The organism is Aliikangiella coralliicola (assembly GCF_007004725.1).
Classification (GTDB): Bacteria; Pseudomonadota; Gammaproteobacteria; order Enterobacterales; family Kangiellaceae; genus Aliikangiella; species Aliikangiella coralliicola.
This window is the reverse complement of sequence record NZ_ML660166.1, coordinates 383,799-408,181: the sequence shown is the minus strand read 5'-3', so window position 1 is coordinate 408,181 and position 24,383 is coordinate 383,799. Positions and strand designations below refer to the sequence as shown.

At 41.3% G+C, this 24,383-nt stretch carries 19 protein-coding genes and 4 tRNA genes; 17 read left to right on the top strand and 6 right to left on the bottom strand.

The genetic code is table 11. The annotated features are described in order from the left end of the window. The first annotated feature begins 9 nt into the window (after positions 1–9). From bamA to lpxA (FLL46_RS17210), 6 genes are all read left to right on the top strand, one after another. Positions 10–2,523 (top strand): outer membrane protein assembly factor BamA, encoded by a 2,514-nt coding sequence (gene bamA / locus FLL46_RS17235; protein WP_142932561.1) that lies wholly within the window; start codon positions 10–12, stop codon positions 2,521–2,523. Positions 2,524–2,559: 36 nt separating this feature from the next. Continuing rightward, the gene (locus tag FLL46_RS17230; RefSeq protein ID WP_142932560.1) at positions 2,560–3,066 is read left to right on the top strand and encodes an OmpH/Skp family outer membrane protein; all 507 of its coding nucleotides are present in this window, start codon (positions 2,560–2,562) and stop codon (positions 3,064–3,066) included. A 5-nt stretch (positions 3,067–3,071) separates the two neighbouring features. Then, positions 3,072–4,112, top strand: a complete 1,041-nt coding sequence (lpxD, locus tag FLL46_RS17225; protein ID WP_142932559.1) for a UDP-3-O-(3-hydroxymyristoyl)glucosamine N-acyltransferase — start codon at positions 3,072–3,074, stop codon at positions 4,110–4,112. A 2-nt stretch (positions 4,113–4,114) separates the two neighbouring features. After that, the gene (gene fabZ, locus FLL46_RS17220) at positions 4,115–4,579 is read left to right on the top strand and encodes a 3-hydroxyacyl-ACP dehydratase FabZ (protein ID WP_142932558.1); all 465 of its coding nucleotides are present in this window, start codon (positions 4,115–4,117) and stop codon (positions 4,577–4,579) included. After that, on the top strand, positions 4,579–5,358 hold the full coding sequence (gene lpxA / locus FLL46_RS17215; RefSeq protein ID WP_142932557.1) for an acyl-ACP--UDP-N-acetylglucosamine O-acyltransferase: 780 nt from the start codon (positions 4,579–4,581) through the stop codon (positions 5,356–5,358). Before fabZ ends, lpxA (FLL46_RS17215) begins: the two co-directional genes overlap by 1 nt. A 99-nt stretch (positions 5,359–5,457) precedes the next feature. Further along, positions 5,458–6,225, top strand: coding sequence for an acyl-ACP--UDP-N-acetylglucosamine O-acyltransferase (lpxA, locus tag FLL46_RS17210; protein ID WP_142932556.1), 768 nt, complete (start codon positions 5,458–5,460; stop codon positions 6,223–6,225). A gap of 46 nt (positions 6,226–6,271) precedes the next feature. On the opposite strand, the gene lpxB is transcribed toward lpxA (FLL46_RS17210), so the two are convergent. The 3 genes from lpxB to FLL46_RS17195 are packed head-to-tail and all read right to left on the bottom strand — an operon-like array spanning position 6,272 to position 9,521. Continuing rightward, on the bottom strand, positions 6,272–7,426 hold the full coding sequence (gene lpxB / locus FLL46_RS17205; RefSeq protein WP_142932555.1) for a lipid-A-disaccharide synthase: 1,155 nt from the start codon (positions 7,424–7,426) through the stop codon (positions 6,272–6,274). Positions 7,427–7,482: 56 nt separating this feature from the next. Next, positions 7,483–8,577: a DegT/DnrJ/EryC1/StrS family aminotransferase gene (locus tag FLL46_RS17200; RefSeq protein WP_142932554.1), complete on the bottom strand. Its 1,095-nt coding sequence runs from the start codon at positions 8,575–8,577 to the stop codon at positions 7,483–7,485. Between the two features lie 8 nt (positions 8,578–8,585). Next, entirely contained in the window at positions 8,586–9,521 is a 936-nt protein-coding gene (locus FLL46_RS17195; protein ID WP_142932553.1) for a Gfo/Idh/MocA family protein, read from the bottom strand. Positions 9,522–9,957: 436 nt separating this feature from the next. Here FLL46_RS17195 and rnhB point away from each other — a divergent pair, with 436 nt between their 5' ends. Both rnhB and dnaE read left to right on the top strand, forming a co-directional pair. Continuing rightward, positions 9,958–10,536, top strand: coding sequence for a ribonuclease HII (gene rnhB, locus FLL46_RS17190; RefSeq protein WP_142932552.1), 579 nt, complete (start codon positions 9,958–9,960; stop codon positions 10,534–10,536). A gap of 75 nt (positions 10,537–10,611) precedes the next feature. Then, positions 10,612–14,139: a DNA polymerase III subunit alpha gene (dnaE, locus tag FLL46_RS17185; RefSeq protein ID WP_142932551.1), complete on the top strand. Its 3,528-nt coding sequence runs from the start codon at positions 10,612–10,614 to the stop codon at positions 14,137–14,139. Positions 14,140–14,312: 173 nt separating this feature from the next. Here the strand turns inward: dnaE and FLL46_RS17180 are convergent, their stop codons facing one another. Continuing rightward, entirely contained in the window at positions 14,313–14,798 is a 486-nt protein-coding gene (locus FLL46_RS17180) for a GNAT family N-acetyltransferase (protein ID WP_142932550.1), read from the bottom strand. 293 nt (positions 14,799–15,091) lie between these two features. On the opposite strand from FLL46_RS17180, the gene FLL46_RS17175 reads away from it, so the two are divergent. Both FLL46_RS17175 and FLL46_RS17170 read left to right on the top strand, forming a co-directional pair. After that, positions 15,092–16,135, top strand: a complete 1,044-nt coding sequence (locus FLL46_RS17175) for a rod shape-determining protein (protein ID WP_142932549.1) — start codon at positions 15,092–15,094, stop codon at positions 16,133–16,135. Between the two features lie 174 nt (positions 16,136–16,309). Further along, positions 16,310–17,608: a coiled-coil domain-containing protein gene (locus tag FLL46_RS17170; RefSeq protein ID WP_142932548.1), complete on the top strand. Its 1,299-nt coding sequence runs from the start codon at positions 16,310–16,312 to the stop codon at positions 17,606–17,608. Positions 17,609–17,693: 85 nt separating this feature from the next. On the opposite strand, the gene FLL46_RS17165 is transcribed toward FLL46_RS17170, so the two are convergent. Both FLL46_RS17165 and folD read right to left on the bottom strand, forming a co-directional pair. Next, a complete protein-coding gene (locus tag FLL46_RS17165; protein ID WP_142932547.1) occupies positions 17,694–18,581 on the bottom strand; it encodes a response regulator in 888 nt (295 codons plus the stop codon). A gap of 112 nt (positions 18,582–18,693) precedes the next feature. Next, positions 18,694–19,548: a bifunctional methylenetetrahydrofolate dehydrogenase/methenyltetrahydrofolate cyclohydrolase FolD gene (gene folD, locus FLL46_RS17160; RefSeq protein ID WP_142932546.1), complete on the bottom strand. Its 855-nt coding sequence runs from the start codon at positions 19,546–19,548 to the stop codon at positions 18,694–18,696. A gap of 175 nt (positions 19,549–19,723) precedes the next feature. Here folD and FLL46_RS17155 point away from each other — a divergent pair. The 7 genes from FLL46_RS17155 to clpX all read left to right on the top strand — a co-directional run bounded on the left by FLL46_RS17155 (position 19,724) and on the right by clpX (position 24,035). Next, a tRNA-Pro gene (locus tag FLL46_RS17155) sits at positions 19,724–19,800 on the top strand. Positions 19,801–19,860: 60 nt separating this feature from the next. Continuing rightward, positions 19,861–19,937: transfer RNA gene (locus FLL46_RS17150), tRNA-Arg, on the top strand. A 66-nt stretch (positions 19,938–20,003) separates the two neighbouring features. Further along, positions 20,004–20,079 (top strand) — tRNA-His (locus FLL46_RS17145). Positions 20,080–20,153: 74 nt separating this feature from the next. Further along, positions 20,154–20,238 (top strand) — tRNA-Leu (locus tag FLL46_RS17140). A 281-nt stretch (positions 20,239–20,519) separates the two neighbouring features. After that, a complete protein-coding gene (tig, locus tag FLL46_RS17135; RefSeq protein WP_142932545.1) occupies positions 20,520–21,845 on the top strand; it encodes a trigger factor in 1,326 nt (441 codons plus the stop codon). A gap of 142 nt (positions 21,846–21,987) precedes the next feature. Then, positions 21,988–22,587 (top strand): ATP-dependent Clp endopeptidase proteolytic subunit ClpP, encoded by a 600-nt coding sequence (gene clpP / locus FLL46_RS17130; RefSeq protein WP_142932686.1) that lies wholly within the window; start codon positions 21,988–21,990, stop codon positions 22,585–22,587. A gap of 158 nt (positions 22,588–22,745) precedes the next feature. Then, entirely contained in the window at positions 22,746–24,035 is a 1,290-nt protein-coding gene (clpX, locus tag FLL46_RS17125; protein ID WP_142932544.1) for an ATP-dependent Clp protease ATP-binding subunit ClpX, read from the top strand. Positions 24,036–24,383: the final 348 nt, after the last annotated feature.

Below are 24,383 nucleotides of genomic sequence, written 5' to 3'. Positions count from 1 at the left end.
TCGGGAATTATGAAGTATAACTATAAATCCAAAACTGCAGGTCTCCTTTTCGGTATAGCATCACTGGGCGGTATCAACCCGCATTTTGCCAGTGCCGCTCAGACAAACGCCGTTATCAATAGTGCTAAAGATTCATTTGTGGTTGAAGACATAGATGTAGCTGGTCTACAACGTATGGAATTAGGTACGTTTTTTAACCTGTTACCACTACAGGTTGGCGAAACACTCGACCCATCAAGGATCCCTATTATTATCCGTGCAATATACTCTTCTAATAGTTTTGAAGACGTTAGATTGTTTAGAGATGGAAATAAATTATTTATTGATTTGAAAGAGCGCCCAACTATTTCCAGCATTTCAATTGAAGGTAACTCGGATATAGAGTCAGAGCAGATATTAGATGCTATGAGAAAATCGGGCTTTGCCAAAGGCGAAGTTTTTGATCCTTCAGCGATTAAGAGCATAAAAATTGGCATTGAAGAACAGTATTTTGCCCATGGTAAATACTCGGTAAAAATTGATGACAAGATTATCAAACAATCCCGAAATCGTGTTTATGTAAAATTTGAAATTAATGAAGGGGATCCTGCCAAAATTCAGCGAATTAACGTGGTCGGAAATCATCTGTTCAGCGATGAAGAATTACTGGATCAATTTGAGCTGTCGGTGGGCGGTTGGTTATCTTCATTTAGCGGCGATGATCAATATTCCAGAGAGAAATTGTCTGGTGACCTTGAAACCCTACGTTCCTATTATCTTGACCGTGGCTACCTAACCTACAATAACACTTCGACGCAAGTCTCTATTTCCCCTGACCGCAAAGGGATCTATGTGACAATTAATGTTGATGAAGGTGAAAAGTTCACGGTCGATGATATCGTTTTCTCCGGCGAACTTATTCTCACCAAAGAACAATTAAAAGCCATTATGCCGTTGACTAAAGGTGATACCTACTCAGCTGCGGCGGTGTCATTTGCCGAAGAGCAAATCAAAGAAAGTTTAGGTTATTATGGGTATGCATTCGCAAAAGTTGTGACTGTTCCTAATATCAATGAAGAAGAGAATAAAGTTGAGTTAACCCTTTACATTGATCCAGGCAAGAAAGTTTATGTCAGCCGAATCAACTTCCTTGGTAACGAAACCACCAACGATGAAGTGTTGCGTCGAGAAGTTCGTTTGATGGAAGGTGGAGCACTTTCCACCAGTTCTGTTGAGCGCTCTAAATTACGTTTGCAGCGACTTTCTTATTTAGAAGAAGTTGAAGTCGAGACACCAAAAGTTGAAGACAAAGATGATCGGGTTGATGTTAACTATCGGGTAAAAGAGCGGTCTGCGGGAACTATTTCCGGTGGTGTGGGGTATAGTGATACCTATAAACTCTCACTTAATGCCAATGTGAGCCACAACAACTTCCTTGGCTCAGGAAAGCGTATTCAATTTGGTATCAATAAAAGTAAATTTGTCGAAAGCTATAACCTCGATTACCTTGATCCTTACTTTACCATTAACGGCATCAGCGCCGGGGTTGGTGCTTACTTAAGAGAAACTGATTATGGTGAGATTAACCTTTACACTGGCTTATTAGACTCAGTTGGTATTGATTTTAATCTTGGTTACCCGATAAATGAAGTAACGCGGTTAAATTTTGGAATTGGCTATCAAGACAATGAATTAAAAGCCCGTGGTACTCAATCGCAACAAGTTATCGACTTTTTCGAAAGTAATGGTCAGGATGTTAGAGCCGATCCAAATTTCTCCTACAACCTTTATCGATTTAATATGGGATGGATACGCAATACCTTGAATCGCGGTATTTTTCCAGATAGGGGAACGAGCCAGAACCTTGTCTTAAATGCAACAGTGCCTGGCAGTGATTTGGAATATTACAAGCTGGATTATACTATCCGACACTATATTCCGATTGCGCCGAAATGGACTTTCCTGAGCTCATTTAGAGCTTCATGGGGCGATGGGTACGGCGATACTGAGAATTTACCTTATTTTGAGAATTTTAATGCCGGTGGGTCAGGAACTATGCGTGGTTTTGATACTAATACCATAGGCCCAAGGCTGCTTACGCGTATTACTCAGACTGGAAACGGCCCAATTGGTCCAGATCCAGCTTCTGGCTCCGGTACGTTCCCACTCCCTCCGGAATTTGACTTTTTACAACCAGAAAGGCGTTCAGCTGGCGGTAATGCGAGAGTTTTAGGGACCTTAGAGTTGATATTCCCAGTGCCTTTTGGAGAGGATAATAACTCACTACGTACTAGTTTCTTTGTTGATGCCGGTAATCTTTGGGATACTAAGTTTAATCGTGATAAATTTAGTGATTTAGCACCGGATCAATTTGCTAAAGTACCGGATTATTCAGAACCGGGATCTTATCGTGTTTCTGCTGGTTTTTCTTTACAATGGCTATCACCAATGGGACCATTAACGATAAGTTTGTCAAAACCGATTAAAAAAGAAGAAAATGACGAGACTGAAAACTTCTCGTTCAATGTTGGAAAGACATTTTAATAAATTCAATTTAACGTAGAAAAAGGGTAAATAAAGATGTTTAAGAAATTCCTGATAGCAGCGACACTCATATTAACCGCGGGTAGTTTGTCTGCTGCAGATTTAAAAATTGGTGTTGTTGATATACAAGCTGTGTTGCAACAGGCACCTCAATTGAAAACTGTAGGCGAAAGCATTCAAAAGAAATTCAAAGAGCAACAAGACGAATTAGCTGCTTTGAGAAAAAAAGGAACTGATTTACAGGAAAAAGCTAAGCGTGATGCTATGACGATGACTAATCCTGAGAAGTTAAAGATTCAAAGAGAACTTCAGTCTCTTGACGCAGAATTTGAACTTAAGCAAAAGTTTTTGGAAGAGGATGTTAGCTTCACTTCTAAGCAAGAAAGAGCAAAAATAATGCAGCGTATCATGCAAGCTGTAAAAAAGGTTTCTGAAGAAGAGAAATTTGACTTAGTTGTTAGATCAGATGTAGCTCTTCACGCAAGCTCTGCTATTAATATTACAAATAAAGTTATCGCATTGGTCAGTAATCCTGCAGGTTAACTAATTTGAGCGTAAAAGAGTACTCAGTTGCGGAGATTGCTCGACTGCTTGATGCAGAGTTTTATGGCGATGGGAAACACCTGATTGGTGCAATTGCATCGCTTGAGAATGCTAAAGCAAACGAAATGTCTTTCCTGAATAGTCAAAAATATACTTCAATACTAAACACAACCTTGGCAGGTTGTGTTTTGCTTTCGGAAGAATTTAAATCTTCCGTAAAAACTAATTGTATTGTTGTTAAAGATCCCTATCTCGCATTTGCGAAAGTCGCTCAACTTCTCGACAATACGCCAATACCAGAAACGGGCGTTCATGAGAGCGCTTGTGTTGCGAAAAGTACGCAGCTGGGAAGTAAAGTATCCATTGCTGCCGGATGTGTGATTGAGAACGATTGTGTGATTGAGGACGGCGTTATCCTCGGGCCTAATGTCGTTGTTGGCCGAGGTAGCAAAATTGGTCAGCAAACCCGAATTTTTGCCAATGTTAGTATTTATCATTATGTTGAAATTGGCAGAGGTTGTTTAATTCATGCTGGCGCAGTGATCGGCTCTGATGGTTTTGGCTTTGCTAATGAGAAAGGAAAGTGGGTAAAAATTCCACAAACGGGTAAAGTTGTTATTGGTGATGAAGTAGAAGTCGGTGCAAACGCTTGTATTGACCGTGGCGCATTAAATAATACGATAATAGGTAATGGCGTTAAATTGGATAATTTCTGTCATATTGCCCATAATGTTGAATTAGGAGCCAATGTGGCCATGGCTGCATATGCTGGCGTTGCGGGAAGCAGCAAAGTTGGTGACTATTGTACTTTTAGTGGCCGCTCTACCATATTAGGCCATCTCGAAATTGCGCCTGGCACTCATGTAACTGCTTGCAGCTTGATCAATAAGTCGAATAAAGAACCTGGCGTATTTTCATCTGGGACTGGAATGCAAGATAACAAAACCTGGCGCAAAAATGTCGCCAGATTTCGCCAACTGGATGATATGGCGAAACAGATTAAAGAGCTGAATAAACAGCTTAAGAAGTTACAAGGTGATTCTTAGTGATGGCTAATGAAAACGAAATATCGGCCTTAGATATCCATCAGGTGATGAAACATCTGCCTCACCGTTATCCATTTTTGTTGGTAGACAAAGTAACGGATTATAAAGTCGGTGAATATCTACACGCGATTAAGAATATAACCGTTAACGAGCCTTGTTTTGTTGGCCATTTTCCTCATCGCCCTGTGATGCCTGGAGTTTTGATTCTTGAAGCTTTAGCACAAGCAACAGGAATTTTGGCGTTTAAAACAATGGACGAGTTACCCGACGAAAACTCTCTCTACTATTTTGTCGGCATTGACAATGCGCGTTTTAAAAAGCCAGTTGAGCCCGGCGATCAAGTTATTTTGAAAGTTAATCTGTTAAAACGTAAAAGAACGATGTGGAAATTTGAAGCAGAGGCGCTAGTTGACGGAAAAGTTGTTTGTAGCGCCGATCTGATGTGTTCAAAACAGGATATAAAATAGTGATCCATCCAAGTGCGGTAATTCATCCATCTGCGCAACTAGCTGACAATGTTAGCGTTGGGCCATTTTCAGTCATTGAAGAAAATGTGAGTATTGATGAAGGAACTATTGTTGGTCCACATGTGGTGATTAACGGTCATACTCAGATCGGCAAGAACAATCATTTTTATCAGTTTTGTTCAGTTGGTGAAGCCAACCAGGACAAAAAGTATAAAGGCGAACCGACTCGCACAGTTATTGGCGATGACAATACCATACGTGAGTCTTGCACAATTCATCGCGGTACAGCGCAAGATCGAGAAGAGACCACTATCGGCAATGGCAATTTGTTGATGGCGTATACGCATATCGCGCACGATTGTGTTCTGGGAAATAATGTCACTATCGCAAACAGTTCCAATTTAGCTGGTCATGTTGTTGTCGGCGACTGGGCTATTTTGGGCGGGTTTTCCGGAATACACCAGTTTTGTCACATTGGAGAATATGCGTTTGTTGGGATCAGAAGTACCGTTACTCAAGATATTGCGCCATTTGTGCTGTACGCCGAATCTGCACCTCGTTCTGTAAACACTGAAGGATTGAGAAGACGCGGCTTTCATCCTGATGAGGTTGCGCTAATAAGAAAAGCCTATCGAATTATTTATCGAAAGGGATTATTAATAGAGCAGGTTGTGGAAGAGTTAACTAAACTTTCTACTGATTCTAAGTCCATTCAATTACTCGTTAATTTTATCAAGAATTCAAAGCGTGGGCTGGCTCGCGGTCCTATGATCATTTAGAATTCGTTAGCGTCTTCAGCGCAGAAGCAATATAATTCCAAACAAACTAGACACGCGCAAATCCACGCGCCTCAACTCGTTAATTGAAAGATAGTTCTTATGATCCATCCAACGGCAATTGTTGATCAATCAGCACAACTGGCTGAAAATGTGGAAGTCGGTCCATATAGTATTATTGGACCGGAAGTAGAAATTGATTCCGGAACTATTGTAGAAGCCCATGTTGTCATTAAAGGTCCAACAAAAATCGGTAAGGACAACCGAATTCACCAATTTAGCTCTATCGGTGATATTCCTCAGGATTTGAGTTTTGACGAAAACGAAAAAACTCAATTAATTATTGGAGATCGAAATAGCATTCGCGAGTATGTCAGTATTCATCGCGCGATCAGTGTTGATGATTGTGTGACGAAAATTGGTGACGATAATATGTTAATGGCACATGTTCATATCGGCCATAACTGTATCCTTGGCAATAATATAGTAATTGTTAACAGCGCAAACCTCGCTGGGCATGTGGAAGTTGACGATTGGGCAATACTCAGTGGTTTTACCGGTATACATCAGTTTTGTCGAATAGGCGCACATGCTATTGTCGGCATACAGAGTAAAGTGACTCAGGATATTTTACCTTTCTTAATGTATGCGGAATCATCACCCAAGACAATTAATGCCAAAGGCTTACAGCGTCGGGGATTCGAAAAGCAGGAAATCTTAAGTATAAGACGGGCATTCAAAACGATTTATCGCAAGGGCTATTCAAAGGAACAAATTGATAGTGAGTTGACCGCTATGGCTGTCGAGTCTAAATCAGTTCAACTGATGTTAGATTTTATTCGTAGTTCTCCCAGAGGGATTGCTCGATAAAACGAATAATAAGTTAATTGTCAGATTTCATTGTAACTAATCTACTTTAAGTGACGTGCTCGTTATTCGTTAACATTTGATAAGCTAGTTCGGCAACAATTTTCGAGCCGCCTTGAATGCCAAGTTTTTGTTTGACTTGTTTTAACTCGTTGATCATATTTTCTCGATAATCGTCATTTTCCAAAATCTCACTTATTTCTCCCGCTATTTTTTCTGGGACTGCATCTTGCTGTATAAATTCTTTGACGATCATTTTTTCAGCAACGATGTTCACTAGCCCAACTTTGTCAATGGTCATCATTCGCCGAAGTATTGCGTAGGATAAGGGCGAAATACGATAAGTGATCGCCAGCGGAATTTCCATTAAGCCGGTTTCAAGTGTGGCAGTTCCTGATGCAGTGATTATTGCGTCGCAAACGCTCATCACATTGTAAGGAAGATCGCGAATAAATTTAATGTCCAACTCAGAATATTGTTGACACTGTTGCTCTATTTCCGATTTACTCAGAGTGCTAGCAACGGCCAGTACAAACTGCAATTGTGGATGTTTTTGCTTCAGTTGTCTGGCGGATTCTAATTGTATGGGGAGAATTCTTTTTATTTCACTTTTTCGACTGCCCGGAAGTAATCCAACGGTTTTAAGCTCGGGTGAAAGTTGGTATTGATTAATTAGTGAGAGTTTATCTGTGTTAGCTTTTACTTCGTCCACTAATGGATTACCGACAAATTTTACCGGCACGTTAGCATTTTCGTAGAAGGCGACTTCGAATGGAAATAACACGGCCATCATGTCAATTTTTTCCCGCATTTTATGCACACGATGCGGACGCCATGCCCAAACTTGTGGTCCAATATAAAACAGCACTTTAACGCCATTTTTTTTGGCCGTTTGTGCGAGTTTCATATTAAACTCCTGGTAATCTACCAGGATTAACAGGTCTGGTTTTTGGTTGATAACAACTTCGCTTAATTTGTCTAATGCGCGTTTAATTTTTCGATAATTAATTAAAACTTCGACCACACCGACAACCGCTAACTCTGCACAGTCAATGATGACATCCGCTCCTGCGTCTCTGAGGTTATCTCCCCCCATCGCCATCACTTCAACTGAACTGTCAATTTCTATCAGCTTTTTTACCAAGTTGGCCGCGTGCAAATCGCCAGAAGCTTCGCCTGCGCTGATTAATACTTTTTTTACCATAATAAATTCTTTTGCAGTTTGCCGTTGTCGTTTTCGGGCAAAATTATTCGTTACGTTTAAATTGCCGTTTTGATAACTTCGCAGACTTGCTGAATTTTTTCTTCCGTTAATTCTGGATAGATCGGGAGAGAAAAACATTTTTCAACGATCGATTCGGCGTTCGGCAAGCTAAGGTTTTTGAATTGCTCCTGATAAACATCCTGTCTATGAAGCGGAATAGGATAATAAATGGCGCAAGCGATTTTGGCTTGTTGCAATGCCTGCATTATTTGGTCGCGTTTGGGGTGCAAGCAGGTATATTGGTGGTAAACGTGTTTGCCTGTTTTATCTTCAAATGGAGTCACCACGTCTGTTTCGGCAAGGAAAGTTTTATAAAGACTATCAACTCTTCTTCGGTTATCGTTAAAACGATCGATGTGCTTTAACTTGACTCTCAATATCACTGCCTGCAATTCGTCCAGGCGGCTGTTGTAACCAATTTCTGTATGATGATAGCGAACACTCATGCCATGATTTCTTAATACATTCAGATGTTCAAATATCTCGTCAGAGTTGGTGCTGATTAATCCTCCGTCTCCGAAGCAACCGAGATTTTTACTTGGGAAAAAACTAAAAGCACCAATGTCGCCAAAGCTACCAGTCTGTTTTCCATTGATGTCAGCACCGAAAGATTGGGCGCAGTCTTCAACAATTTTTATATTATGCAGTTGGCTGAGCTCAACCAGTTCTGGCATATTGACCGGTTGTCCAAAAAGATGAACTGGAATAATAGCTTTGGTTTTGCTGTTGATATTTTTTCTGACCTGTCCCAGATCCATGTTAAATGTTTTTGGATCGACATCAACAAATACCGGCGTCGCTCCGACATAACTAATTGCTTCGGCGGTTGCGATGAAAGTAAATGTTGTTGTGATTACTTCATCACCTTTCCCAACACCAGCCGCTATTAATGCCAGGTGAAGTGCATCTGTTCCTGAGTTAACACCAAGACAGTGTTTTACACCCAAGTATTCGGCTGCTTCTTTTTCGAATGCCTGGACATTTGGTCCGAGTATAAATTGTGTTGATTCGAGAGCCGCTTGAAGGCCGTCGTCAATTTCCTGTTTGAGCTCGAGGTACTGTTGTTTGAGATCAACCATTGGAATATTCATTGTTTTCTTTACTCGCTTAAAAGTTGAGAAATTTTGATTGCGGTATCGAGTGCACGTCTACCATCTTCACCAGTCACTAATGTCGGAGATTGTGTTTCAATACTATTTAGAAATGCGATGATTTCTGTTTGAAGTGCGTCATTGTTGTCGAAAGTTTGTTCATTAGCAATGATTTTCGGAATGCCATTTTCATCACATTCTTCACCTTTCTGATAAAGATTCAAAGCGCGATTTTGAAAATCAATAGTGACGCAGGAATCTTGCTGGAACAAGCGCATTTTTCGTTCGTTTTTCATGGATACTCGACTGGCAGTAACATTAGCCACGCAGCCATTTTCAAATTCGAGTCGGGCATTCACAATATCGGTAGAGTTCGTCAAAACCGGCGCGCCTGAAGCGGAAATGGATTTAAGTTCCGATTTGACTATGTTCAAAATAATATCGATGTCGTGAATCATCAAGTCGAGAACAACATTAACGTCGGTTGCTCGTGGGTTAAAAGGTGCTAATCGGTGTGATTCAATAAATAAAGGCTTTGTCAGTACTTTGTCTAGCTCTAGCACCGCAGCATTAAAACGCTCGAGAAAACCAACCTGGATTAACAAGTCTTTTTGTCGAGCTAATGCTAATAATTCATCGGCTTGTTCGACTGTCACTGTGATAGGTTTTTCAATCAGAACATGAGTACCATGGTTAAGAAAATCTTTTGCAATTTGGTGGTGCAGGCTAGTTGGCGCAGCAATGCTGACCGCGTCAACTTTGCCAAGAAGTTGTCGATAATCGGTGAGTGCTTCAACCGAATATTGTTTCGCGATTTCTGAAGCGGTCATCTGGCTGGCATCGACAACTGCTATGAGTTGACTGTTTTCCAGATTGGCATATTTTTGAGCGTGAAATTTACCGAGATAACCAACACCAATCACAGCTGTTTTGATTTTATTCATTAAAAATTCTGCTCTTTTGCGGGTTAATAGGAGACTGGAATAGCCTGTATGATAAAGCGCGACAATAGCATAAATTGACTGGATTTGAAATGTACTAGCCTATACTGTGGGATGGTTCTAAACGTCACTCAATCCTAAATATAAATTATTTCTTCGCCTTTTCGAACAGTTAGAGATACCAGTTAACATTTAGAAAATTGGAAGGGAAAACCGCTGGGATTAGCGAGTTAAATATGAAATAATGCCTTATCTCATTGATTGATCTTGGCTTTCTTTAACCCTTTGTAATTAAAGGAAAAAACACAACTCTTAGTAAAGCCTTGAAACAAGTTTATCGACTTGTTTACTGATCGAAAAAATTGACCTAAGTGCTTATTTATTCAAACAATTTTTAGTGAGTATTGGCTCGTATTTTACAATCTTCAGGGGAATCTAATTGTATAAAGACCATCTGACCGCTGGTGTTGATGAAGTGGGTCGAGGCCCATTAGCCGGGCCGGTAATTGCAGCCGCAGTCATTCTTGATCCAAAGCAGCCGATTGAAGGCTTGACTGATTCTAAAAAGCTTTCTGAGAAAAAACGGATACAACTTGCTGAAGAAATTAAACTTAAGGCATTGAGTTGGTGTATCGCTCGGGCAGAACCGTTGGAAATTGACGAAATCAATATTTTGAATGCGAGTTTGCTGGCTATGCAACGTGCGGTGGAAGGGCTTGAGGTTAAACCTGGACATTGTCTCGTCGATGGCAATAAATTACCGAAACTTCCTTGTACCGCTGAAGCAATCGTTAAAGGGGATTTGACTGAACCGGCAATCAGCGCGGCATCTATTATTGCCAAGGTAGCACGTGACCTTGAAATGATAGAAATGGAAGCTGTATTTCCTGGCTATGGGTTTGCGCAACATAAAGGCTATCCGACGAAAACACACCGTGAAGCGCTGGCAAAGCTTGGCGTTACAAAGATTCATCGTAAAAGTTTTGCGCCGGTGCAAAAACAATTACAGCTGATTTAGGATATTAATCGGTCAGTGTGTTGATTAATTGACGCTTGCTATTCAATTCATTGATAGGCTTATTGATAAAAGAATATGACAGAAAAACAAGACCTTGAAACGCAAACTGATGAAGCTATAGACTCGCCGGTTTATGATTTTGTCCATCTTAGAGTGCATTCTGAATTTTCCATGGTTGATGGGATATGCAGGATTAATCCTACGATTGATCGTGTTGCAGAAATGTCGATGCCTGCGGTTGCATTAACCGACCATATCAATTTTTGTGGTTTGATCAAATATTATCGTCGAGCAATAGCCAACGGCGTTAAGCCTATCGTTGGTGTTGATTTATGGATCAATGATTCAGAAGATGAAAATGAAGTATTCAAAATTGCTGTTCTCTGCCAAAACGATGACGGTTATTTAAATGCGAAGCAGTTAGTTTCAAGAGCCTATCAAACTAACCAGAAATTGGGATTACCCATTGTCGAAAAAGAATGGTTAATTGATCATAGCGAGGGGCTCATTGTTTTGTCCGGCGGAAAAGACGGCGATGTGGGTCGATCCTTGATCGCTGGGCACCACGAAATTGCCGCTAAACAACTTGGTTTCTGGAATCATCATTTTCCCAATCGTTATTACCTGGAACTGCAGCGGACTGGCCGACAGGGAGAAGGGGCTTACATTCAATCGGTTGCCGGGTTTGCTCAAGGCTCTGGCACACCGGTGGTTGCGACAAACGATGTTTGTTTTCTGGAGCAGGCAGATTTTGAAGCCCATGAAATTCGCGTGTGTATTAACCAGGGAAGAGTGCTTGATGATCCGCGTCGACCCAAGAGCTACACTGATCAACAATATCTAAAATCAGCTAAGGAAATGTCCGAGTTATTTTCCGACATCCCCGAAGCGTTGCAAAATACTGTCGAAATTGCAAAACGATGCAATTTATCGCTACATCTCGGCGAATATTTTTTACCTAATTACCCAATTCCTGATGGTTTGACCATCGAGGAATATTTCTGTCAGTTGAGTGAAGAAGGTCTTGAGGAGCGACTGGTTGAAATAATGGACACCAGCGCACCTGACTTCAGTGAAAAGCGAAAGGAATATGATGAACGACTGAAGGTGGAACTCGACGTTATTAATCAAATGGGATTTCCGGGTTACTTTCTGATTGTTGCCGACTTCATTCGTTGGGGGAAAGACAACGATATTCCGGTTGGACCTGGACGAGGTTCAGGCGCGGGCTCTTTAGTTGCCTACGCTATGAAAATTACCGACCTTGACCCACTTCAATATGATTTACTTTTCGAGCGTTTTCTTAATCCAGAAAGGGTATCGATGCCTGATTTCGATATCGATTTTTGTATGGATGGGCGTGATAGAGTTATCGATTATGTTGCAGAAAAATACGGACGAAATAGCGTTTCACAGATTATTACCTTTGGTCGATTAGCAGCAAAAGCTGTTATCAGGGATGTAGGCCGAGTACTCAGTCAGCCGTACGGTTTTGTCGATAAGATGTCAAAACTAATCCCTTTTGATGTTGGTATGACACTGAGCAAAGCCTGGGAGCAAGAAGAAGAGATTCGTCAAAGATACGAAGAGGAAGAAGATTTTCAAGCAATCTGGGACATGGCAATAAAACTCGAAGGGATTACCCGAAATGCGGGTAAGCATGCGGGGGGAGTTGTTATATCGCCTTCAGATCTGACAGATTTCGCTGCACTTTATTGTGATGAAGCGGGCGAAGGACTGGTAACTCAGTTTGATAAGGACGACGTTGAGTCTGCCGGTCTGGTTAAGTTTGACTTCCTTGGGTTACGAACGCTAACCATCATTGATTGGGCCGTTGGCATGATCAATGAACAATTGATCCCTGCCGGAGAGCCCAATCTCAATATTGATACGATTGCTCTGGATGATCCGAAAACCTTTGAGCTATTAAAATCTGCCAACACCACCGCAGTATTTCAGCTTGAATCTCGCGGCATGAAAGAGCTAATCAAAAAACTCTTACCCAGTAATTTCGAAGATATCATCGCTTTGGTAGCACTATTCCGACCTGGTCCGTTAGGCTCGGGAATGGTGGACGATTTCATTAATCGAAAGCATGGCCGTCAAGAAGTTGCCTATCCCCATTCAGATTACCAGCACGAGGATCTCAAACCTGTTTTAGAACCTACTTATGGCATTATTCTCTATCAAGAACAGGTTATGCAAATCGCCCAGGTTTTGGCTGAGTTTAGTTTAGGCGGCGCTGACCTGTTACGCCGTGCAATGGGTAAGAAGAAACCTGAAGTAATGGAAGAACAGCGCAAGATTTTTATGAAAGGCGCAATCGCCAGAGATGTTGATGGTGAACTGGCCGGACATATTTTTGACTTGATGGAAAAGTTTGCGGGTTACGGTTTTAACAAATCTCACTCTGCAGCTTACGCCCTGGTTTCCTTCCAAACTGCCTGGTTAAAAACCCATTACCCTGCGGCGTTTATGGCGGCCGTTATGTCTTCTGATATGGATAACACTGATAAAGTGGTGACCTATGTTGACGATGCCAAATCGATGGGGTTAAAAATCGTACCGCCCGATGTTAATCGCGGACTTTATAAATTTACCATTGATGGCAGGCAGACGATTATTTATGGCATCGGTGCGATTAAAGGCGTTGGTGAGGGAGCCATTCAATCTATTGTTGATCAACGAAATAAAGATGGTGTTTACCGGGATTTATTCGATTTTTGTAATCGAGTCGATCTGAAGAAAGTAAACCGGCGAAACCTCGAAGCGTTGATCCGGGCTGGAGCGTTGGATGCCCTTGGACCGGACAGGGCTGTCATGATGGCATCCCTTGAGCATGCGATAAAAAGCGCCGAACAATTTAAACGAGATCAACTTTTGGGGCAAAATGATTTGTTTGGTTCGCCGACTGAATCTGGAGAAGGAAAGTCACCAGAATTTGCGTTAGTTCGACCGTGGCCGGAAGACAAAGTACTACAGGGTGAAAAAGAAACTTTAGGTTTGTACTTAACGGGTCACCCGATTGATCGTTACCTACCCGAGATTAAACAGTTTTGTAATCTACGCCTCAATTCATTGCAACCGACACGTCGTGGAGAATATGTTTCGGTAGCCGGTCTAATTGTTGGTATTCGCGTGATGAAAACCAAGAAAGGTCTAAACTGGGCGATTGTTTCGCTTGATGATCAAAGCGGTCGAGTTGATGTAATGGTTTATAGTGATCTTTATGAAGTTAACCGGGATATTTTGCGAACTGATGAAGTGATAGTTGCCAAAGGTGATATATCAAATGATGATTTTTCCGGTGGTCTAAAAATGAGCGCGGTGGAATTAAGTGAACTCACCCAGGTACGCGAGCGTCAGTCAAAGTATTTGCAAATTGAAGCTGACTTTAGCGAAAGTAACTTGTTAGCCGAGGAAATTGTTGAGTCACTCACGCCTTATAAAGGTGGGTTATGCCCGGTTCGACTCCGATGTAAACTCGATGGCATTGGTTCGCAGATTATCGCTGGCGGTGATTGGTCTGTAAAACCGACTGATGAGCTGATGTACAATCTTAAAAATTTGAAAGGTTGTCGCAGAGTCGCCGTGGTTTACTGAGTATACCAATTTACTTACCATTTGATCTCGACGATAGATAGTGGCAGTTGAACTTAGCAACTATTCAAATGCGCACTTAGCAAATAAATCTGCCCATAAATACTGGTTTTGACCAGTATTAAATTGTTATCAGGGCAAACAAGGAAACGCTTGGCTGGAGCTGTTCATGGCTCTCATATCGGTTTAATCATGCGATAATCATCCATAATAAAGCCTGAACCGATATCAATCTGAATAGATTCTCTGTTTTCAAAACCCAGTTTTAAGTAGATTTGATAGGCGGGATTATATTTGTTGACGGTTAATTCCAATTGATTACATTCTTTTTCTTTTGCTAATTGATGGACTTTATTGAGCATAACTTTCCCAATACCTTTACCTCTCACACTTGAATTCAGGTAAAACTTACTGATAAATAAGCTCTTTTCTCTCTTTTCCACCGACATATAGCCGACAGGTGCTTTGTCATGGCTAACGATAAAATACTCAAATCCCTGTTCTATTTGTTCTGTAATTACTTCGCGACTTTGGAATTTATCGAGCATATATTCAACTTGCTCAAGCCCGATAATCGGTTCGTAGTGTTCTTGCCAAATTGGGCGTGCAACTTTTTCGAGGAGAGAAGCGTCATCTGTCGTTGCTAATTTTATTTCTACCATGGATGGTTTGGGCCTTTCGTGGGTTCTGGAACTTAATTTGATGAAATACATCATAAAACATAAGAAATTTAAAGCAAACTCTTCTGTTTGCTGCAGAACTGAGCGATAATCTGGGCCAATTAATATTATTGCGATTTGTGTTGTACGCTTCAGGGGCTGTTTATCTTTTGTTTACCGTCACTGCCAATGGCAATGTTATAGTCGCAATAGCGACGATAAACGAAAGATATACAGATTCTAGCCAACGCTAAATTTGATGAAAAGAGAATAAATAAGCGGAAATTAACTGAAATATGTTTAATAAAATTAGAGGCCTTTTTTCGGCCGATCTTTCCATAGACTTGGGAACTGCTAATACTCTAATCTACATGCGAGAACAAGGAATCGTCCTTAATGAGCCTTCTGTTGTAGCAATTCGTCATGAACGAGGAGGAAATAAATCTCTCGCTGCGGTCGGTAAAGACGCGAAAGTCATGTTGGGGAGAACTCCGGGTAATATTACTGCTATCCGCCCATTAAAGGACGGTGTAATCGCTGATTTTGAAGTCACGGAAAAAATGCTTCAGGAATTTATTCGAAAAGTTCATGATTCAAGTTTTTTCATGCGTCCAAGCCCCAGAGTCCTCATTTGTGTGCCTTGCGGTTCAACTCAGGTAGAAAGAAGAGCCATCAAAGAGTCAGCCTATGGTGCTGGAGCGCGCGATGTTTACCTCATCGAAGAACCGATGGCTGCAGCCGTCGGAGCTGGGTTACCAGTAGGCGAGGCCAGAGGTTCAATGGTAGTCGATATCGGTGGTGGAACGACCGAAATTGCAATATTGTCACTTAATGGTGTTGTGTCCTCTGATTCGGTCCGCATCGGTGGTGATCGATTTGACGAAGCAATCATCGATTACGTCAGAAGGAATTACGGTACTGTCATCGGAGAAGCGACCGCTGAGCGGATTAAACACGAAATAGGGACGGCATTTCCCGGTAACGAGGTGATGGAAATTGACGTAAGAGGGCGCAACCTGGCAGAGGGAATTCCGCGCAGTTTTACCATTAATAGCAATGAAGTCTTAGAAGCATTACAAGATCCACTTGCAGGAATGATAAGAGCCGTGCGTTCGGTACTTGAACAGTCCCCCCCCGAACTTGCAGCGGATATATCTGAGCGAGGTATGGTATTAACCGGTGGCGGTGCGCTAATCCGGGATCTTGACAGGTTATTTCTGGAAGAAACCGGCTTACCCGTCATTGTTGCACAAGACCCGTTAACCTGTGTTGCAAGAGGAGGCGGTAAAGTTCTTGAAACCATTGAGGAGCATGGTGGAGACCTCTTCTGGCAAAATTAGAAAACACGTTAAAAAGCTAACTTCGGTTAGCTTTTTTTTTGACTGGGATTCCGGGGGGTACGTTGATGTGAGTTGGCTGATAGGGACTGGCAAACTCGACGAGTTAGATCAGGTAAGTAAATTAACTTTCTATATTCTATAATAGGTATGTGCGAGTAAATACAGGTTTTATTATTGTCTGCGTCTGGTTTAATTATTATTGGTGAAGTTTTCCTGGTTCTGGTGGGGATCGGCGGATTCTTATTCTATTATTTAAATAATTTAAACAATGAACTTCGCAGTAGCAACGACAAGTTAAGAGAAAAGCTAAAAGACGAAAAAAGACGAGCAAAAGGCTTAAGAGTCAAAATTCAGGATCAAAATAAAACTATTGTCGAGCTTGAGAAAAAAATTGAGAATATTGATGGAAGATCTGATAGTTCTCAACAGGCACTCACCGAATTAGAAAGTGAATATCAATCGGTCCAACAACAGCTCGAAGAGCTCGAAAACTCTAACCAAAATCTACAGCAGCAACTTTCAAATTTAGAAAAAGAACTGGAAAGTTCCCACAAAAAAGCCCAGCAACTTGAGTCCGAGTTGAATCGGTCTGACGATGAAAATTATGAAGAGCTTTATTATGATTTGAAAAATTCAATTGCCTATAATATGAGTGGCGGCGATCAGGTACTCGATGTGCTTCGCGATCGCTTAAGGGAAAATGGTAACCTGGCGGAAAGTGAAAAACTAGCCGAATTAAAAGAGCGATATAATTCTTTAGGAGAAATGGTTGGTATTGTCAGCGAAGTCGAACTATTTGTAGATATTGACGAAGAAGAAGAGGAAAACGAATTAGAGAAAATTGAGGAAGCAGAGAGCATTTCCAGCGATGTCAATGATACTTTGAAAGCGGCAAAAGCGTTAGAGGAAAGCTCCGGCAAAATGCTTGAATCGAAAGAACAAGAGGTAGCGAAATTGACGAGCGAACTAGTTGAAGCGCTCGCAATGAACAAAAAGTTGAGCGGCGATCTTGAAATAACTAATAATCAATTGTTGGCTTTTGTGGCTAAGGCTAGAACATTTCAGGCGCAGAAAGAGCAAATTAAAATGCACAAAGCCACTCAAAACCAGATGCATCGAAATTTTGTGAACCTGAATGCAGATTACAAACAGCTAACCAGAAAACATAAAACGCTGGAAGCAAGAAACGAAATGCTTGCAGCGCAGCTTAGAAATTCCTCGGAAGACAATGAAACCATCAACAAACTAGAGGTTTTACGGTCACAGCTGGAAGACACTGAAAAAGTGATGGATCGATTAATTATTGAAAAAGAAATGCTGGAACAGCAATTTTTAACTGTGTCAGAAGAGTCGTTGGTTCATTCGGAATCAACCAAAGCATTGGAGCGGCTGACCAGCGAACATCAATTGTTAGAACAACAATTTTTAGAAGTATTGAACGAACTGGATGCTGACCACACGCCGTCGGAATAAAAGTTGTCAGTAGTTTAAAAGTCGATAATTTGAGCCGTTTATTTTCTTAAAGCACTTCTTTTCAAACAAGCCGAGCCAGGTTTGGTTAGTAGCCGTTTTGTGATTCCAGACAAATAATGGCGTGACAAGAAATATCATCATCGAAAGTAAATTTGAGATCCAGTCTTTCGTCTTTGGGAACATTGTTCATCCTCTGAACCTTGCTTATCATTTTTTGCATACTGTATGTTTTAAATAAACTCAATTCCTGAGAATCCTTAACATTATAAAAACATACCGCGATGATCGATAAAGCCTTCATTAATGATTTAGCCAATAATTTGTCGTCGAATGCTTCGCCTTTGAAAATGCTGGTGGCAAAACTTTCAGATAACTTATCAACGGTCTCTGACTCTAGGATTATGACGGCTTTAACTTTTTTTTCTGAATCTCCGAATAGCGCTAACGTGCAAGGTAAAGTCAGGTTCTCAACAGAAATTGGCTCTACTTTGCTCACCTTAATTTTTGAGTCGGTAATAGTTGAAAGCAGAATGCTGACAGCTGATGGTGAAGGAAAGATAAGCTCTTGAGTTATCGGGATAGGTTCATCTTTAAGCGACGAAACACCAGCCAGGGCTGGAATGAGACTTTCCTTTAATTTTTCCACGGTAAAGGGTTTATTGACAACAAACATCGCGCCCGCGTCTTTTGCCCTTTGGATTGAGTTTTGATTTCTTTCTGCGGTGATAAGTCCGATTCGAGTTTCCAGACGTAATTCTTTAACTCTTTGAAGTAGCTCTATGCCTGTCATTTCCGGCATATGCCAATCGAGCAAAACCATGTCGGGGTTCCAGGTCCGTATCCGCTCTAATGCTTCTTTTCCGTTATCTGCAAATTTAAAAAAGTGATCGCTATAACCCGCATTGCTCAGAATCCGGCGAACGATAGTTTGCATTGCTTTACTATCATCAACAATAAGAAACTTGATGCCCATAAGTTAATGATTTAGCTTAAAAAAATCCTTTGTCATTGTTCTAAGACTAGCGTTTTCAATTTTTTTTGCAAGCTTTGCATTGCCTAATTGCCTAAAAATTGACAATTCAACCTTATTTATCAGATTCTTCAGCCGCCATCAGGGTATTTTGCATGAGTGTCGCAACCGTCATTGGGCCGACTCCACCTGGAACAGGTGTTATCCAGCCGGCACGTTCCCTGGCTTCATTGAACTGGACGTCGCCGGTTAACTGTCCGTTAGATAGACGATTAATACCAACATCGATAACAATAGCACCAGGTTTTATCCATTCCCCCTTAATCAGACCTGGTATGCCAACTCCCACAATGACCAGATCGGCGTTTGCAACGTGACTTGCCAAATCTTTGGTAAATTTGTGACATACGGTGACGGTCGCACCGGCCAGAAGCAGCTCCATGGCCATCGGCCTACCAACAATGTTGCTGGCACCAACTACAACGCAATTGAGGCCTTTTACATCTTGTCCTATTGATTCTAGTAATAACATCACGCCAAACGGCGTACAGGGGCGCAGGCGGGGTATGCGTTGTACTAGTCGGCCGATATTAAAAGGGTGAAAACAGTCAACGTCTTTTTCCGCCTTTATTGTTTCCAGAACCTCGCTGGCGTCCAGATGATCAGGTAATGGTAATTGAACCAATATACCGTCGATGTCTGAATCATGGTTTAGACGTTCAACTTCACTAATTAATTCTTGCTGAGAAATTGAGTCATTAAGTAGTATTTTCCGGGAATTAAACCCTACTTCCTCGCACGCTTTCACCTTTTTCCCAACATAAACGTCTGAAGCTGGGTCATTTCCAACCAGAATTACTGCAAGACCAGGTGCTCTTTGGCCTTGTTGTAGTCGAATTTGGACCTTTTGTTTAATTTTTGAGCGTAGTTCTGCTGATACTTTAGTGCCGTCGATAAGTTGTGCGACCATGAAGTGGGGTACCAAATAACTTGTAGAAATAAAGGTGGCTATTTTCTCAATTGTCGCTCTAACTGCCAAGTAAAAGTTTTTTTAATAATAATTTAGTTTTCTTTGTTGACGACGGTCAGATTAGCCAGTATTATTCCGCGCTCCTTGAGGAGGTCAACTCCAACAACAGGAAAACCGGGGAATAGCGCAGTCTGGTAGCGCGCCTGCTTTGGGTGCAGGATGTCGGGGGTTCGAATCCCTCTTCCCCGACCAGGTTTTCTGGTATTCAGTTTGCAGGATATGCAAAATTGCTGAATATTAGTCAGGAACAGTGCGCCCGTAGCTCATCTGGATAGAGCATCGGCCTTCTAAGCCGAGGGTAGCAGGTTCGAATCCTGCCGGGCGCGCCATATGCCTGAGTGGGTTATATCTTGAGTAAAAAGCATTTATAATGCTCTGCTCGTTTGATTTTTATGGTGGACGTAGCTCAGTTGGTAGAGCCCCGGATTGTGATTCCGGTGGTCGTGGGTTCAAACCCCATCGTCCACCCCAGTTCTTGGCAATTTGCTTGAAGAAGCTGCTAATTAAGTTAGCTTCATATAGAAAATAGCCTTGATTTACAAAATGCGAGAGTGGCGGAATTGGTAGACGCGCTGGATTTAGGTTCCAGTGTCTTGCGGCGTGAGAGTTCGAGTCTCTCCTCTCGCACCATTTTGTAAGTCTAAATAGTGTAAAATCAGAATCTGCGGTTTAATGCAAACTAGTGGCGTTCTGATAGATTTCTGGCTTGAGCTAGTTGGTGGTCGCCTGAGCTTTGGTGCTAACCAAATGTCAAAATAGGATGCCTCATTACTGCGCATTCATTAAGAAGCTCACGCAATTTCCTTTCTTAGTCTCAATCCAACTATATAATAAGATTGGTATTCTGGTAATCAAATATCGGTATATCCTGTCTAAGTTAGATGTATAAAAAACTCAGTTGGAGCATACAGATGCAAGTTTCCGTTGAAACGACTAATGGCCTAGAGCGAAAGCTAACAATTGGCGTACCTGCGAATAAAGTTGATGATGTCGCATTACAAAGAATGAAAGAGTTAGCGAAAACTCAAAGAATGAATGGTTTTCGACCTGGTAAAATTCCGCTTAATGTTATCAGGAAAAAATTCGGTAACCATGTTCGTCAAGAAGTTGTGTCAGAAGTTATGCAGCGTTCCTTTTACGAAGCTGTTGTTCAAGAAAAACTTCAGCCTGCAGGTGCGCCACAAATTGAGCCTGTTTCAATGGATGAAGGCAAAGATCTAGAGTTCACAGCAACATTTGAAGTGTACCCAGAAGTTGAGCTAAAAGACTTCAATGAGATTGAAATCGATAGAGTGACTGCTGAGGTTGGTGAAGAAGACTTGTCAAAAATGATTGACACCTTACGCGAACAGCAAGCTAACTGGGTAGAAGTTAAGCGTAAATCGAAAGAAGGTGATCAGGTTATCATCGACTTTACCGGTACTATTGACGGTGAAGAGTTCGCTGGCGGAAAAGCTGATGATTTTGCGCTTCAACTAGGTCAAGGACAAATGATCCCCGGTTTCGAAGATCAAATTACCGGAGCGAAAGCAGGTGATGAATTAGAAGTTAAAGTCACTTTCCCTGAAGATTACCAAAATAAAGATGTTGCTGGTAAAGACGCCGTTTTCGCTACTAGCGTTAAAGTTGTCAATAAAAAAGAAACGCTTAAAATGGGTGAACTTGCGGAGAAACTGGGCATTGAGGACGGTAGCATCTCTAATATGAAAGTTGATGTTCGCAAAAATATGGAAAGAGAGCTTTCCCAGGTTCTTACCTCAAAAGTGAAAGAACAGGTGATGGAAGCCTTGATCGAGCTTCATGAATTTGATGTCCCTAAATCAATGATTGATCAAGAAATTGAAAACCTTAAAGCGCAGGCAATGCAACAGTTTGGCGGCCAGGGCGCTAGCTTACCTGAATTACCATCAGAAATATTTGAAGAAAAAGCGACCCGTCGTGTGAAGCTTGGCTTGGTGGTTGGCGAGATTATCAAGCAAAACAAATTAACTGCTGATAAAGAAATGGTAAGAACCAAACTTGAAGAACTTGCATCTGTCTATGAAAAACCTGAAGAAGTGATTAATTACTATTTGTCGGACGAAAACCGATTAAATGAAGTTGAGCAGCTTGTTCTGGAAGATAATGTTATTCAATTCGTACAAGACAGCGCCAAGGTGACAGATAAGCCACAATCTTTTGATGAAGTGATGAATCCAAAGGAAGAATCTGCTGAGAAAGAAGACGCGAAAGAATAACAGTCTCAAAGCTCTTTATTATTTACCAACCCGGTATTGAAACTGCTATAGTTAACCCATATGTTAGCTAACAGTTAGATACTGGGTTTTTAGTTTATAAATGTCTGAAATAAAAGGAAACGAGATGATAACAACAAGCTCTATGATTGAAGAACAGGCTCTCGGTCTGGTACCAATGGTTGTTGAACAAACGGCAAAAGGCGAGCGTTCCTACGATATATATTCTCGATTATTAAAAGAGCGTGTTATTTTTCTGGTCGGGCAGGTTGAAGATCAGATGGCTAATTTAATTGTGGCTCAACTGTTATTTTTAGAATCAGAAAACCCAGATAAAGATATCTCACTTTATATTAACTCTCCTGGTGGGTCGGTAACTGCAGGTATGGCGATTTATGATACGATGCAATTTATTAAACCGTCGGTTTCCACTTTATGTATTGGTCAAGCCTGCAGTATGGGCGCATTTTTACTTGCTGGCGGTGCCGCAGAAAAACGCTTTGCTTTGCCAAATTCTAGAGTGATGATTCATCAGCCTTTGGGCGGATTTCAGGGACAGGCGTCCGATATAGAGATTCATGCGCAAGAAATTCTTAAAATGCGTGAAACATTAAATAAAATCCTCGCACATCACACAGGGCGTAAGCTCAAGGAATTAGAAAAAGACACCGATCGTGATAATTTTATGAGTGCGGAAGAAGCGGCAAAGTACGGAATTGTCGATTCTGTTATCTCTAATCGATAATAGTTGATTTTGTTTAAAAATCGGATTAATTTCACAATTAGTAGTTTAAATAGCGGCTTTTCTGTCGACAAAGTAAGGCGATTAGGTCTAAGCTTTACCTTGTGACTAGGTTAGTTAATGCTATATACGACCTAACTATAGAATTTAAAGGAAATCGAATGAGCGATAACAGAAAATCAGGTGGACGTGATGATAGCGGTAAGCTTCTCTACTGTTCTTTCTGTGGGAAAAGCCAACATGAAGTCAGAAAGCTAATTGCAGGTCCATCCGTATTTATTTGTGATGAGTGCGTAGAGCTCTGCAATGATATTATTCGTGAAGAAATTCAAGAAGTTACTCAAGATAGTGACTCTAGTAAATTACCGACGCCCAGAGAGATTAATGACATTTTAGAGCAGTATGTAATTGGTCAAAATGCTGCAAAAAGGGTGCTTTCTGTTGCTGTTTATAACCACTATAAGCGTTTACAAACAGGCACTAATTTAAAGAATGATGATGTTGAGCTAGGTAAAAGTAATATTTTATTGGTTGGACCTACCGGTAGCGGAAAGACATTATTAGCGGAAACACTAGCCAGACTGCTAAATGTACCGTTTACTATTGCAGATGCAACGACGCTTACCGAAGCGGGTTACGTCGGTGAAGATGTTGAAAATATCATCCAAAAATTATTACAAAAATGCGATTATGATGTAGAAAAAGCGCAACATGGTATTGTGTACATCGACGAGATCGACAAGATATCTCGTAAAGCAGATAATCCATCGATTACTAGGGATGTGTCTGGTGAAGGTGTACAGCAGGCTCTGTTGAAGTTAATTGAAGGGACTGTTGCATCGGTTCCGCCTCAGGGTGGCCGTAAGCATCCTCAACAAGAGTTTTTGCAAGTTGATACCAGTAGTATTCTGTTTATTTGTGGTGGTGCTTTCGCTGGATTGGATAAAATTATTCGAGACCGCTCTGAACGTTCCGGCATAGGCTTTGGCGCGCAAGTAAGAAGTAAAGATGAGTCGAAAAATATCGGCGAAGTATTTAAGGACATAGAGCCAGACGATTTAGTTAAATATGGCCTTATTCCTGAATTTGTTGGTCGATTGCCAGTTGTTGCCACACTTGAAGAGTTGGACGAAGACTCCCTGGTTCAGATTCTTTCTCAGCCAAAAAATGCGCTTACTAAACAATACTCTAAGCTATTTGATATGGAAGGTGTAACTCTTGAGTTTAGAGACGATGCCTTAAGAGCTGTAGCGCAGAAAGCAATGATCAGAAAAACTGGCGCGAGAGGACTTAGGTCAATTCTTGAGAAAGTGTTACTTGATACCATGTACGATCTTCCGTCAATGGAAGGTGTGACCAAAGTTGCGATCGACGCTGCTGTGGTAGATGGTGAGTCAGAACCATTACTTATTTATGAAAGTCAGGATAAAAAGGTCGCTGCGGATAAGTAGCTTCTTTAATTTAGTGTGAAAAACTGACTTTTGTCAGTTTTTCGCTTTCTGGCCAATTGAAATTTTCTTGCAATATCCCAATATAACCTCAAGATAATCAGGGCTGTTTGTTTTTGCTCCATAGGGAAGTACACCTATAGAGTTATTAGAAAGATAGACAAATCCCAACCAGTGCGATAATTATGCTGTTATCGCTGATTGATGTGATCGATGTGATTTAGTACTGATCCCGTACCAACGACGAACATTTAATGCTACTCTCTAGCAAAGGTTGAGTGCATCACTTGCCTGCGGGATCATTGAAATACTATTAGAGACTCCGGTTACACTAGAATATACGCTCCTCTG